The sequence below is a fragment of the Aeromicrobium sp. genome (assembly GCF_014378035.1).
Lineage (GTDB): Bacteria > Actinomycetota > Actinomycetes > Propionibacteriales > Nocardioidaceae > Aeromicrobium.
This window is the reverse complement of sequence record NZ_JACMOM010000288.1, coordinates 1-12,591: the sequence shown is the minus strand read 5'-3', so window position 1 is coordinate 12,591 and position 12,591 is coordinate 1. Positions and strand designations below refer to the sequence as shown.

The following is a 12,591-nucleotide window of genomic DNA, read 5'->3' as shown; positions in this document are numbered from 1 at the left end:
CATGGTCGAAGCACCGCGCAACACCCGACAGCGTCGAGCCGTCGTGGCGATCCTGGAAGATCTCGAAGGCTTCGCCAGCGCACAGGAGATCCACGACATCCTCAAGCAACGTGGCGAGTCTGTGGGGCTCTCCACGGTCTACCGCAGCCTGCAGGTGCTCGCCGAGGCGGCCGAGGTCGACGCCCTGCGCAGCGACGACGGGGAGGTTCTCTACCGCCAGTGCAGCGCCGGGCACCACCACCACCTCGTCTGCCGGTCGTGTGGTCAAACTGTCGAGGTCGAGGGCCCGACCGTCGAGCGCTGGGCTGATGCGGTGGCCGAGAAGAACGGTTTCCACGACGTTGCCCACACCCTCGAGATCTTCGGCACCTGCAACACCTGCAAGTCCTAGACCCTTCCTCCGTCCTGCACGGACGCGGACGCCATCACTGTCGAGAAGTCATCGGGCTGGTCCTAGGGTGTCTGCATGAGTATCCGTGCCGTTGCCGGTGACCAGCTGACGGCGCAGGACGTCCACGACATCTGGAAGATCCGCGACCAGGTCTTCGCCTTCGAGCAGCACGTCGAAGACACCGATGTCGACGGTCGCGACCTGCTGGCGGGGACGACCCACCTGTGGCTCGCCGACGCGGACGGTCCGACCAGCTACCTGCGGGTCTACGTCGGCGACGACGGAGTGAGGCACATCGGCCGGGTGTGCACCCGCAAGGACCAGCGCGGCAGGGGCCTCTCGGGACAGCTCTTGACCGAGGTGTCGCGCCTGTGGGACGACGAGGAGCTCCAGCTCAACGCGCAGGCCTACCTCCAGCAGTGGTACAGCACCTTCGGCTACGTGCGATCGGGCGACAACTACATGGAGGCCGGGATCGACCACGTGCCCATGCTTCGCCGAGCTGGCCCATGACCGACGCGCGCAGCGGTGTCAGGAGTCGTCGGCGATGCTGTTGATCGCCTCTGTGAGGTCGCCCCTGACGGTGGTTGCGTAGTTGTTGACCGCGTCCGCCGCCGCCTGGAACTCCTGGTTGTAGGTGAAGGAGAAGTTCTGTCGCGCGTCGACCCGGTCGGCGAGGAGGGTCGCCTGGTCGATGACGTACTGAACGGGGCCGCGCACCTTCGCGGCGAGAGCATCCTGACCTGACGGCACCCGGGCTTTGTCGAAGGTGTCACGGGCTTCGACGAAAGCCGGTATCAGGGTCGAGCGAACGTCACTGCTGTCGGTGATCAGACCGGGCCCGATGTAGTTGCTGGCCCGCAAACCCAGCGCCTTCTGAGCCGCCCTCACGAAATCGAGTGCCACGTCAGCGGCGGCGAGCTCATGGCTGAGCCGGCGGTACGGCGTCGTCAGCGACGCTTCTGCCCGGGACGCCTCGGCGTAGGCGGAGGAGTTGTTCCTGCCGTACGACGGCGCGTCGGGCAACGTGGGCGGAGCGGCGAGGGCCTTGTCGACGATCTTGCGAAGCCGGCCCGGGTCCCCGTCCCTGTCCTTCGCGATCTGGCCGACGATCGTGGTCCGGAATGTCGCGACGTCCGAGAGGTAGTCCTGCGCGACCGCCTCGGCCTTCTGGATCTGGGCGGCCTGACGATGGTCCTGGATGACGATGAGGCCACCGATCACGGCGGCGATGATCAGCGTCCCGAGGATGGGCAGGAAGATGACTGCCTTGCGAGCCCGATCATTCATCCCACCACCGTCGCAGCGGGGTCTGCACGGGTCAACCACCGGTTTTTGCTCATCTGGCGCCCGGTTCTCAGTCGTTGATGCTGGGCTTCACCCCGTGCCGGCGCAGACCGTACGTCAGCGCGTCGACAAGTGCCTCCCACGAGGCCTCGATGATGTTCGCCCCGACCCCGACGGTGACCCACGAGTCCTTGCCGTCGGACGTCTCGATCAGCACCCTCGTGGTGGCGTCCGTGCCGTGGCCCTGGTCGAGGATCCGTACGCGGAAGTCGATGAGGTGGAAGCGCGCAACGTCGGGGTAGACCTGCTCGATGGCCTGACGCAGGGCGTGGTCGAGAGCATTGACCGGCCCGTTGCCCTCACCGATCACTGCAAGACGGACACCACCCGCCGTGAGCTTGACCGTGGCCTCCGCCACGGCTTCGTCGCCGCGCGCCGACTCCGCCATGACCCGCCATGACTCCACGTCGAAGTACGAGGGCCGCGCACCGTCCATCTCCTCGGCGAGCAACAGCTCGAACGACGCGTCGGCGGCCCCGAAGGTATAGCCCTCCCGCTCCATCGACTTGACCCGATCGGTGACGCGGGCGAGACGCTCGGGGTCGTCGGCGAGGTCGAAGCCGAGCTGCTTGCCCTTGAGCTCGATCGTCGCGCGGCCAGCCATCTCCGAGACGAGCAGCCGCATGTCGTTGCCGACCAGTGCCGGGTCGATGTGCTGGTAGAGGTTGGGATCGACCCGGATGGCGCTGGCGTGGAGCCCGGCCTTGTGGGCGAAGGACGAGACGCCGGTATAGGGCTGGCGAGCCGACGGCGGGTAGTTCGTGATCTCGGCGACGGCGTGCGAGATGCGTGTGGCGTCGGCGAGAGCGCCAGCCGGAAGCACGGGCATGCCGAGCTTGAGCTCGAGGTTGGCGACGCACGTCACGAGGTCGGCGTTGCCCGTGCGCTCGCCGTATCCGTTGATGCAGCCCTGCAGGTGGGTGACGCCGGCCTGCACCGCCGCCATCGAGTTGGCGACGGCGCATCCGGTGTCGTTGTGCGCATGGATGCCGAGCCGGGCCCCGGTCGACGTCACCTCGGCGACGATCTCGCCGACCCAGTGCGGCAGCATGCCTCCGTTGGTGTCGCACAGGATGACGACCTCGGCGCCGGCGCCAGCCGCCGTGCGTACCACCTCGAGCGCGTAGTCGCGGTTGTCGAGGTAGCCGTTGAAGAAGTGCTCGCAGTCGAGAAAGACCCGCTGGCCCTCCTCGCGCAGGTGCGTCACCGAGTCGTGCACCATGGCGAGGTTCTCCTGCAACGTGGTGCGTAGGGCGAGCTCGACGTGCTTGTCGTGGCTCTTGGCCACCAGCGTCACGACGGACGCTCCCGACTCACGCAGCGCCGCAACCTGCGGGTCGTCAGCCGCGACGACCCCGGGCTTGCGGGTTGCCCCGAACGCGGCGAGCGTGGCGTGTCGCAGGTCGAGCTCCTTGGCGGCCAGGGCGAAGAACTCGGTGTCCTTGGGGTTGGAACCGGGCCAGCCGCCCTCGATGTAGCCGACGCCGAGCTCGTCGAGGTGACGCGCGATGTGCATCTTGTCCTGCACGGAGAGGTTGAGGCCCTCCTGCTGGGCGCCGTCGCGCATCGTCGTGTCGTAGACGTGGAAGTCGCTCACCGGCTGGTGTCCTGCGGTCACTGGGCTGTCCTTCGATTTGATCTGCACTTCGTGTTCGAGGCAACAAAAAAGCCCCCCACGAGATGGGAGGCAGCGCGTCGGGGGCTTGGTGGATCAGTGCCCGGCGCGCTTGTCGATAATGATCGAGATGCTGTACATGCGGGTCAGTCTAGACTGGGCGATCTATGAGCGCCAGACCTGTCCCACTCACGGTCCAGCCCAGCATCATGTACGCGGTCATGACCGCTGAGCCGCTCGCGAGCCCCGCCCTCCTGCCGCCACCGTCGCCAGAGCTGCTGCGTCACTACGGCTCCTCCGAGATCGGCATCCGACGCCTCCAGTCACGACCGAACCAGCACCTGCTCATGCGCAAAGCCTCGCTCGATGATGCCGCGTTCACCAATCGCGACATGCGCACCGAGGCACTGCTCCTGGCCGAGCAGCACGATGGCGTGGCGATCGACCTGACCATCCCCCGCATCGTCGAGCAGCACTCCGACGAGGTGTCCCTGTCGCACGCCACCCAGTGGTACGTGGTCGACTACGACGAGCTCGCCGACGGACGCCTCCGCACCGTCGGGCTGACATCCTTCGGACTGCCCGAGGTCGTCCTGCGCGGTGTCGATGAGCAGCAGCACGCGATGTTCAGCGCCGTGCTCAGCGGGTTGGTGCATCGTCTCCTCGCGGAGTGGCCGGCCAACGACCCGGTCGGTCACGCGACCGTCACGCTGCGCGACATCGCCTACGGGCTGGGCGACCCGGAAGCGAGCTCGACCCCCAAGGAACGCGCCGTCGAGCTCGAGGTCGCCTTTTCGCCGAGCGACGACGTCCTCACGGTCGAGCTTCTCAGCGACCCCGCTGAGGATCTCTTCGCGACCTAGGCGTCCCGAGCATCACGGACGTCCCGGACGTGGTGCAAGGTTGGCCAGCGTCTCTGGTCGCAGTATCGCCTCGAGCTTCTCTCGCGGCAGCAGCCCGCGCTCGAGCACGAGCTCGGCCACTCCCCTGCCTGTCGCCAGCGCCTCCTGGGCGACCTCGGTCGCCGCGGCGTAACCGATGTAAGGGTTGAGCGCGGTGACCAGCCCGATGGAGTTCTCGACCTCACTGCGCAGCAGCTCGACGTTCGCCGTGATGCCGTCGACGCAGCGGGTCGCCAGCACCAGCACCGCCTCCCTCAGGCGCGAGATGCCGGCGGAGAGCGAATAGCAGATGATCGGCTCGAACGCGTTGAGCTGCAGCTGGCCCCCCTCGGCAGCCATCGTCACCGTGATGTCATGGCCGATGATCTGGAACGCGACCTGGTTGACCACCTCCGGGATCACCGGATTGACCTTGCCCGGCATGATGCTCGACCCCGCCTGCACGGCCGGCAGGTTGATCTCGTTGAAGCCCGCACGTGGGCCGGACGACAGCAGACGCAGGTCGTTGCAGATCTTGGAGAGCTTGACCGCGACCCGCTTGAGGGTGCCGGAGAGCTGGACGAACGCCCCGCAGTCCTGGGTGGCCTCGATCAGGTCGACAGCACTCTCCAGCGGCAGGCTGGTGAGCATCGCGAGGTGCGCGCACGCCGACGGCACGTAGCCCGCGGGGGCGTTGAGCTGCGTGCCGATGGCGGTGGCCCCCAGGTTGATCTCGTGCAGCAGCAGGACCGCTTCGCTCAGCCGCGCGCGGTCCTCGGCAATCATCAGCGAGTAGGTCCGGAACTCCTGGCCGAGGGTCATGGGAACGGCGTCCTGGAGCTGCGTCCGCCCCATCTTGAGGACGTCGTGGAACTCATCTGCCTTCGCGGCGAAGGAGTCTTCGAGCACCTGCAACGCATCGAGCAGGGAGTGGGTCGACAAGATGATCGCGATCTTGACCGCGGTCGGGTAGACGTCGTTGGTCGACTGGCTCAGGTTGACGTGCTCATTGGGGTGGATGACGTCGTAGTCGCCCTTGCTGTGCCCCATCAGCTCGAGCGCCCGATTGGCGATAACCTCGTTGGCATTCATGTTGGTCGAGGTGCCAGCACCACCCTGGATGACGTCGACGACGAACTCCTCGTGCAGAGCGCCGGTGCGGATCTCCTCGCAGGCGGCGCGGATGGCCTCGAAGCGTTCGTCGTCGAGGAGCCCGAGGTCGTGGTTGGCCATCGCGGCCGCCTGCTTGACGGCACCCAGCGCCTCGACGAGGAACGGGCTGGTCCCGATCGGGATGCCGGTGATCGGGAAGTTCTCCTGCGCCCGGAGGGTGTGGACGCCCCAGTAGGCATCGGCGGGAACGTCGCGTTCGCCGATGAGATCGTGTTCAGAACGCGTGCCAACAGTCATGCTTCGAGCCTCCGGTGTGCGGGGCACGTCATTGGGCCCCGCTAGACGACCTTCGACATCCAACCATGCCGGTCAGTCACCCGACCGTACTGGATGTCCACGAGGGCGGAGCGGATGTCGGTGGTGACCTTGCCCGCCTCGCCGTCGCCGCTCACGGCCTCCCCGCCGTCCCACTCCAGGGAGCCGATCGGGGTGACCACCGCGGCGGTGCCGCAGGCGAACACCTCGGTGATCGAGCCGTCTGCTGTGCCCTCGCGCCACTCGTCGATGCTCACGCGCCGCTCGATGACCGTGTGTCCAAGGTCGCGGGCGATCGTCATGATCGAGTCGCGGGTGATGCCCTCGAGGATCGAGCCGGACAGCTCCGGTGTCACGATGGTGCCGTCAGACCGGACGAAGTAGAGATTCATCCCGCCGAGCTCCTCGACCCACTTGTGCTCGGTCGAGTCGAGGAACGCGACCTGGGCGCACCCGTTGGCGGTGGCCTCCTGCTGTGGCAGCAGGCTCGCCGCATAGTTGCCGCCGCACTTGGCTGCGCCAGTGCCTCCCGCACCGGCGCGGGAGTACTCGCTCGACAACCAGATCGACACGGCGCGGACACCACCGGCGAAATAGGCACCCGCCGGGGAGGCGATGACTGAGTAGGTGACGTGCTGGCTGGGCCGAACCCCCAGGAACACCTCGGACGCGAACATGAAGGGGCGAAGGTAGAGGCTCTTCTCCTCGCCCGCGGGGACCCAGTCGCGATCGGCCGAGACGAGCTCGCGGATCGAGCCGAGGAACCAGTCGACGGGCAGTTCGGGCAGCGCGAGCCGCCGTGCCGACCGCTGCATCCGCGCGGCGTTGGCGTCGGGACGGAAGAGCCAGATCGAGCCGTCCTCGTGAACGTACGCCTTGAGGCCTTCGAAGATCTCTTGCCCGTAGTGCAGGACCGCGGTGGCCGGGTCGATCGACAACGGTCCGTAGGGCACGACCCGTGCGTCACTCCACCCGGTGTCGGGCGTCCACTCGGCGAGGAACATGTGATCGGTGAAGTGGTTGCCGAATCCGGGATCGGACAAGATGGCGTCACGCTGCTCAGGGGTCTTCGCCGCGTGGTTGCGCTCGAGCCGGCTCACGAACTGGGTGGAGGTCATGATGGTCACGTTAATACGTCCCGAGGTCGAAGGGTAAGCGGTCAAGGAGCGACCGATACGCCTTCGGCGCTCAGATCCGCGACGCGACGCGCGATGGCATCTCCCACCGCCGCGGTGCTGCGTGGTGCGGCTCCGCGCTCGGCAATGTCGGCCTCGACGGCCGCGGTGACCTGTGCAGCAGCCTCAGGCATGCCCAGGTGCTCCAGGAGCATGGCGCCGGAGAGGATCGCGGCGGTCGGGTCGGCCTTGGACTGCCCGGCAATGTCCGGCGCGGACCCGTGCACCGGCTCGAACATCGACGGTGACGTGCGGTCAGGGTTGACGTTGCCGCTGGCCGCGAGGCCGATGCCACCGGTGATGGCAGCGGCGAGATCGGTGAGGATGTCACCGAAGAGGTTGTCGGTCACGATCACGTCGAAGCGAGCGGGATCGGTCACCATGAAGATGGTTGCCGCGTCGACATGCAGGTAGTCGACCGACACGTCGGGGAAGTCGGCCGCGACCGCGTCGACGGTTCGTGACCACAGGTGACCGGCGTGCACCAGCACGTTGTTCTTGTGCACGAGCGTGAGCTTGCGGCGCGGTCTGGCCTGGGCGCGGGCGAACGCGTCACGCACGACCCGCTCGACACCGAAGGCGGTGTTGATGCTGACCTCGGTCGCCAGCTCGTGGGGCGTGCCGACCCGGATTGCACCACCGTTTCCGACGTACGGACCCTCTGTGCCCTCGCGGACGACGACGAAGTCGATGACGCCCGGGTCGCCCAGCGGCGTCGCAACACCGGCAAAGAGCCTGGAGGGGCGGAGGTTGACGTAATGGTCGAGGGCGAAGCGAAGCTTGAGCAACAGCCCCCGCTCGAGCACGCCGGATGGCACGCTGGGGTCACCGACCGCGCCCAGCAGGATCGCGTCGTGGGCGCGGATCTCTTCCAGCACCGAGTCCGGGAGCGTCTCACCGGTCGCATGCCAGCGACGCGCTCCGAGGTCGTACTCGGTAGGCGTGAATGCTGCGCCGTGGGCACCGGCCACCAGGTCGAGGACCTTGAACGCCTGCGCCGTCACTTCGGGACCGATGCCGTCGCCGGGCACCACAGCAAGAGAGAATGCGCGAGTCATGTTGTCATCCTAGATCGGCAGGTCTCAGGATGTGAAACCCTGTTCTTGCCATGTGGACACTCCACGGGCGTCGTCAGTCAGTTGTCGTCCGGGCGATCGTCGATGTCGACCTCCGGCCGTGCGGCTTCCTCGCGCAGGTGCGCGGGCCCCCACTCGATCAGCTGCGTTCTCGAGTTCAGCGACTCAGTCATGGCATCTCCTTCAGTGGACGGTGGACGGGTCCGGCGAAGGGTCCGCCGTACCACTGCCAATGTCCGGAGATCATCCGGTGAAGACTCAGGGCCTGGTGCAGCCAGGATGTCGATGGTCCTGGTGACGGGAGATCTGAGTGAGGGGAGATCAGGTCATGATCTGGATCCCTGCGGCGGAACGGCGGGCCAACGCCGAAACTCCGCGGCAGGGATGAGCCCTAAGAGGCCCTGCCGCGGCAAGCGATTACTACGAGCTGCTTCCGCATGATGTGCCCAGCCTAGACCCCTAGAAGCCCAGACGCCCGCGTTGGCCACGGACCGTCTCAGCCGGCGAGACGTTCGGCGTCGGACGGACCGCACGTTCGTGACAGACTGCAAGCGTGAGCGCACCCGCAGAAGTACCCGTGCTCGTCTCCAGCACCTTGGACCTGTCACGGCAGCGGGGTTTCATCACGTCGATCCGCAACGAGACCGGTCGCCTGCTTGCCTCCCTGGCTGCGTCGCGCACCGGCACGCTTGCCGAGCTCGGCACCGGCTGCGGGGTCGGCTCGGCCTGGTTGTCGAGTGGAGCGCCCAAAGGCGCCCACGTCGTGAGCGCGGAGCTCGACCCGGCGCTGGCTGAGGATGTCCAGAAGATCTTCGCGAACACCGACAACGTCGACGTCATCGCCGGCGACTGGTCGACGCTGGAGAAGTACGCGCCGTTCTCGCTGCTGTTCGTCGACGTGCGTGACGTCATGGAGAGCATTGACGTCCTCGCCGACCTGATGGAGCCCGGTGGCATCGTCGTGCTCGACGACTTCGTGCCGTCGGCCTTCTGGCCGCCGATCGTCGAGGGTCGCGTCGACACGGTCCGCGAGCGATGGTTGACCGACAGTCGTTTTGCCGCCGTCGAGATGCTCATCGACGTCGATGCGTCGCTGATCATGGCCACTCGCCGCTGAGGCGCCCGGGTGCGGCTCAGGCCCGGTGCTTCCCCGCGAGCTGCACCACAGGTGCCATTGGCTCTGGTGGTGGCAATGGCTCCGACAGCTCGATCTCCGGGGGCCACACAGACTCGTCGCGCTGCTCCGGCGCTGCGCTCTTGGCCAGACCGCTGTGACGGCGCCCATGGGCCACGTAGAGCACCAGCCCGAAGATCATCCAGATCGCGAAGTTGCGCCACGTCGTCCAGCTGAGGTTGAGCGACAACCAGACCGTCGCGATGAGGGAGACGATCGGCACCAACGGGACGAGCGGCACCCGGAACCCTCGCTCGAGGTCGGGCTGCGAGCGGCGGAGCACGACGACCCCGACGGCGCAGAACGCGAAGGCGAACAGCGTGCCGAGCACGAGCAGCTGCTCGCGGGATGCTGTGCCGGGGTCGAGCGCGAGCGCGGCGGCAGCGAGCCCAGCCAGGAGAGCCGCACGGGACGGTGACGACGCGGCGCCGATGCGGGCAAGCCCACGTGGCAGAAGACCGTCACGAGCCATGGCGAACAGCACCCTGCTCTGGGCGATCAGCACCACCAGGACCACCGTGGTGAGGCCGAGCAACGCGCCCACGTTGATGACGTCGGCACTCCACCCGGGGCCCACGGCGCGCAGCGCGTCCGAGACAGGCGCGTCGGTACCGAGCTCCTCGTAGGGGCGCAGTCCGACGAGCACGGTAGCCATCGCGACGTACAGCACCGTGACGATGGCGATCGACGCAAGCATCGCCCGCGGAACCGTGCGGCGCGGGTTCTTGGCACCCTCGGCCGCCGTGGCGATGAGGTCGAAGCCGATGAACGCAAAGACGATGACCCCGGCAGCGGTGAAGATGCCGGTGACCCCGAAGGCGTCGCCCGATCCACCGAGGATGCTCTGCAGCACGGTGCCCCTGGTGCCACCGCCCGAGTCGACCTGGGGGACGAACGGCGTGTAGTTCGAGGTGTCGACATAGCGCGCACCCACCACGATCACCAGGACGACCGCGATGAGCTTGGACATGACGATGAGGGCCAGCACACGGCCCGACAGCTTGGTGCCGGCCATGACCAGCAGTGCCAGCACGATCACCAGCGAGGCTGCGACCCAGCCCGTGCCCGTGCCGACCGCGGAGTGGTCGGCCACGAATGAGGGGACGCCGACACCCAAGCCATCGAGGGTGGACATCAGGTAGGCCGCCCAGACGCGGGAGACCAGTGCGGCGGCGACCAGCAGCTCGAGCACCAGGGCCCAACCCACGATCCACGCCCACACCTCGCCGAACGCGACATAGGCGAACGTGTAGGCGCCACCGGCGGTCGGCAGGGTGGAGGACAGCTCGGCGTACGACAGTCCCGCCAGCAGGCACACCGCGGCGGCCACCACGAATGACACGATCACCGCAGGCCCCGCCATCGTGGCGGCCTGCGTGCCGGCAAGCGAGAAGATCCCCGCACCGATCATGACGCCGAGCGCCAAGATGATCAGCAGCCCCGTACCGAAGACCGCGGGTAGGCGGTGTCGCGCATTGCTGATGCGCAGCAATGCGAGCTCGGGCGGCAGTCGCCGTGCCCTGCCTCCGATGTCGACATCGGCCATACGGGCACCCCCCAGGCTCCCGGACGGGCCGCCTCGCGAGGCAGCCCGTTGCGAGAAAGGTACCCACCATGGAGGCCCGGGTCAGCGTCGGGGCACCTGCGACTCCTCCCGCGAGGTCTGTTCGATCGACACCCATGGCAGGAACAACTGCACGAGCGGGCCGATTGCCAACGCGTAAAGCACCGTGCCGACGCCCACGGTGCCCCCCAGCAAGAACCCGAGGACCAGCACTGTCAGCTCGATCGTGGTGCGCCAGAATCGCACGCTGCGTCCCGTGATGCGTACGAGTCCCAGCCACAGGCCGTCCCGCGGGCCAGGCCCCAGATGGGCCCCGATGTACAGCGCGCCGGCAAGCCCGTTGCCCACCACCCCGCCCGCGAGGAGAAGCGTGCGCACCGCCACGTTGTCCGGCTGGGAGATGACCGCGATGCCGAGGTCTGCGGCCAGGCCGATGACGATGACATTGAGCACCGTCCCGATGCCAGGCTTCTGGCGCAGAGGGATCCAGAGCAGGAGCACCGCGGCGCCGGTGACGATGACTACCTGTCCGAAGGTCAGCGGCACGTGCTTCGCCAGGCCCTCGTGGAAGACGTCCCAGGGGTCGAGTCCGAGCGTCGACTCGACCATCATCGCCATCGTGAAGCCGTAGAGGAACAATCCGGCCAGGAGACGAACGAGGCGTTCGGTCATCGTCGTCGTCATCGCCGCACCTTTCGCTTCTCGTTGCGATCGCGACGAGTGTCGATCCTCGCGCCCCACCAGTCTGACATTTGTCACGCCCGGGGCGCCGCCCCGGGCGCGAGGTTCCGGGGGTGGTCGCCGGCTTCGTTAGGGTGGTGACGTGCCAAAGACACGTCACCGCCGCGCCTTCCCCCGCCGCATCGCTCGCAAGGCTGTCAGCCTGCTCCCGCCAGCACGCGCGGATGCTGCGACGCGCATGGCGCGGGCCACCCGTGACCTCGTGACGGGACGACCCGCAGCCAAGCCTGCCGCTCCCAGCCTGTCGCCAGCGCCGGTCTACCGCAGCCGTCCCGTGATGCCACGGATGAAGCCCAAGATGCCGGTCGGCGACACCAGCGGCTGGACTCTGCCTCCCCTCAGCGAGGGGCACGACATCATCACCGAGGTGCTGTACGACACCGGACCTGACGCGCCCCGTTTCGACGTCGAGCTGTTCGAGTCGCTCAACGCCGAGTACGCCGACAGGCCGATCGTGAAAGAACCGACGTCGTTCGTCGCCGCCGACCGCATCGAGACCGCGCGCAATCGCATCGGGTGGGCCGAGAAACTCGTGAACCTCCGCGGCAAGACCGTCCTCGAGATCGGCTGCAGCAACGGGTACGAGACCTATCTTCTCGGCACCAATGCGGGCAGCGACGCGTACGGCGTCGACGTCAACGCCCGGGGCGCCTGGGCCGACCTCGCGGGCGACACCGTGCACTTCGAGTGCGCCGACATGACGGTCAACAACCCGTACGAGCACAACACCTTCGACGTCGTCATCTCCTACGTCGTGTGGGAGCACGTGACCCACCCGCGCGCCCTCCTGCAGGAGACCTACAACGTCTTGAAGCCCGGCGGACGTGCCTGGATCAGAGCCAATCTCTACTGCGGTCCGAAGGCCTCGCATCGCTACCGCGACATCAACTTCCCCTGGCCACACCTGTTGTTCAGCGAGGACGTCATCCGTGACTGGGACGTCAAGGAGGGTCGATCGCCCCGAGGGCCGTCCTGGGTCAACCGGCTCACGTGGGACAACTACCGGACCTACCTCGACGAGATCGGATTCCGACTCAAGCACCTGCAGTTCCAAGAGGCCGACTGGGACGAGGAGTTCTACCAACGTTTCGAGAACATGCTCGGGCGTTGGCCCCGGCGTGACCTCGAGCGCGACTTCTTCCTGATGGTCGTCGAGAAGCCTGCCTGACGGGCCAGGACGACACCAGCTCTGCTCCACG

Annotated in this window: 12 protein-coding genes; 5 read left to right on the top strand and 7 right to left on the bottom strand. The window is 67.3% G+C overall.

Features of this window, described 5'->3' with window-relative positions; all coding sequences use genetic code 11:
- Nucleotide 1 precedes the first annotated feature (1 nt).
- Complete coding sequence (locus H7290_RS14810; RefSeq protein ID WP_290514788.1) at nucleotides 2–391, top strand: Fur family transcriptional regulator; 390 nt, start codon at nucleotides 2–4, stop codon at nucleotides 389–391.
- Nucleotides 392–466: 75 nt separating this feature from the next.
- The gene (locus H7290_RS14805; protein ID WP_290514787.1) at nucleotides 467–904 is read left to right on the top strand and encodes a GNAT family N-acetyltransferase; all 438 of its coding nucleotides are present in this window, start codon (nucleotides 467–469) and stop codon (nucleotides 902–904) included.
- Between the two features lie 18 nt (nucleotides 905–922).
- Here H7290_RS14805 and H7290_RS14800 read toward each other — a convergent pair whose 3' ends face one another.
- Together H7290_RS14800 and cimA are read right to left on the bottom strand one after the other, a co-directional pair.
- Nucleotides 923–1,681 (bottom strand): hypothetical protein, encoded by a 759-nt coding sequence (locus tag H7290_RS14800; RefSeq protein WP_290514786.1) that lies wholly within the window; start codon nucleotides 1,679–1,681, stop codon nucleotides 923–925.
- Between the two features lie 67 nt (nucleotides 1,682–1,748).
- Nucleotides 1,749–3,356, bottom strand: a complete 1,608-nt coding sequence (gene cimA / locus H7290_RS14795) for a citramalate synthase (RefSeq protein WP_290514785.1) — start codon at nucleotides 3,354–3,356, stop codon at nucleotides 1,749–1,751.
- Between the two features lie 164 nt (nucleotides 3,357–3,520).
- Between cimA and H7290_RS14790 the strand changes: the two genes are divergently transcribed.
- The gene (locus H7290_RS14790) at nucleotides 3,521–4,216 is read left to right on the top strand and encodes a hypothetical protein (protein ID WP_290514784.1); all 696 of its coding nucleotides are present in this window, start codon (nucleotides 3,521–3,523) and stop codon (nucleotides 4,214–4,216) included.
- Nucleotides 4,217–4,228: 12 nt separating this feature from the next.
- Here H7290_RS14790 and H7290_RS14785 read toward each other — a convergent pair whose 3' ends face one another.
- From H7290_RS14785 to H7290_RS14775, 3 genes are read right to left on the bottom strand one after another with little or no spacing between them, the layout of a single operon-like run.
- Entirely contained in the window at nucleotides 4,229–5,644 is a 1,416-nt protein-coding gene (locus H7290_RS14785; protein WP_290514783.1) for an aspartate ammonia-lyase, read from the bottom strand.
- A gap of 41 nt (nucleotides 5,645–5,685) precedes the next feature.
- On the bottom strand, nucleotides 5,686–6,780 hold the full coding sequence (locus H7290_RS14780; RefSeq protein WP_290514782.1) for a branched-chain amino acid aminotransferase: 1,095 nt from the start codon (nucleotides 6,778–6,780) through the stop codon (nucleotides 5,686–5,688).
- A 41-nt stretch (nucleotides 6,781–6,821) separates the two neighbouring features.
- On the bottom strand, nucleotides 6,822–7,895 hold the full coding sequence (locus H7290_RS14775; protein ID WP_290514781.1) for a 3-isopropylmalate dehydrogenase: 1,074 nt from the start codon (nucleotides 7,893–7,895) through the stop codon (nucleotides 6,822–6,824).
- A 571-nt stretch (nucleotides 7,896–8,466) separates the two neighbouring features.
- Here H7290_RS14775 and H7290_RS14770 point away from each other — a divergent pair.
- Nucleotides 8,467–9,030: a class I SAM-dependent methyltransferase gene (locus H7290_RS14770; protein ID WP_290514780.1), complete on the top strand. Its 564-nt coding sequence runs from the start codon at nucleotides 8,467–8,469 to the stop codon at nucleotides 9,028–9,030.
- Between the two features lie 16 nt (nucleotides 9,031–9,046).
- Here H7290_RS14770 and H7290_RS14765 read toward each other — a convergent pair whose 3' ends face one another.
- Nucleotides 9,047–10,633 carry an amino acid permease gene (locus tag H7290_RS14765; RefSeq protein WP_290514779.1) on the bottom strand — a complete coding sequence of 529 codons (1,587 nt, stop codon included), beginning with the start codon at nucleotides 10,631–10,633 and terminating at the stop codon, nucleotides 9,047–9,049.
- An 81-nt stretch (nucleotides 10,634–10,714) separates the two neighbouring features.
- Nucleotides 10,715–11,335 carry a hypothetical protein gene (locus tag H7290_RS14760; RefSeq protein WP_290514778.1) on the bottom strand — a complete coding sequence of 207 codons (621 nt, stop codon included), beginning with the start codon at nucleotides 11,333–11,335 and terminating at the stop codon, nucleotides 10,715–10,717.
- A gap of 139 nt (nucleotides 11,336–11,474) precedes the next feature.
- Between H7290_RS14760 and H7290_RS14755 the strand changes: the two genes are divergently transcribed.
- Entirely contained in the window at nucleotides 11,475–12,560 is a 1,086-nt protein-coding gene (locus H7290_RS14755; RefSeq protein WP_290514777.1) for a class I SAM-dependent methyltransferase, read from the top strand.
- Nucleotides 12,561–12,591: the final 31 nt, after the last annotated feature.

Coding starts and splice junctions, on each gene's coding strand:
- H7290_RS14785 (WP_290514783.1), bottom strand. CDS start 5,644: ATGACTGTTGGCACGCGTTCTGAACACGATCTCATCGGCGAACGCGAC.
- H7290_RS14800 (WP_290514786.1), bottom strand. CDS start 1,681: ATGAATGATCGGGCTCGCAAGGCAGTCATCTTCCTGCCCATCCTCGGG.
- H7290_RS14805 (WP_290514787.1), top strand. CDS start 467: ATGAGTATCCGTGCCGTTGCCGGTGACCAGCTGACGGCGCAGGACGTC.
- H7290_RS14765 (WP_290514779.1), bottom strand. CDS start 10,633: ATGGCCGATGTCGACATCGGAGGCAGGGCACGGCGACTGCCGCCCGAG.
- H7290_RS14790 (WP_290514784.1), top strand. CDS start 3,521: ATGAGCGCCAGACCTGTCCCACTCACGGTCCAGCCCAGCATCATGTAC.
- H7290_RS14780 (WP_290514782.1), bottom strand. CDS start 6,780: ATGACCTCCACCCAGTTCGTGAGCCGGCTCGAGCGCAACCACGCGGCG.
- H7290_RS14775 (WP_290514781.1), bottom strand. CDS start 7,895: ATGACTCGCGCATTCTCTCTTGCTGTGGTGCCCGGCGACGGCATCGGT.
- H7290_RS14810 (WP_290514788.1), top strand. CDS start 2: ATGGTCGAAGCACCGCGCAACACCCGACAGCGTCGAGCCGTCGTGGCG.
- H7290_RS14760 (WP_290514778.1), bottom strand. CDS start 11,335: ATGACGACGACGATGACCGAACGCCTCGTTCGTCTCCTGGCCGGATTG.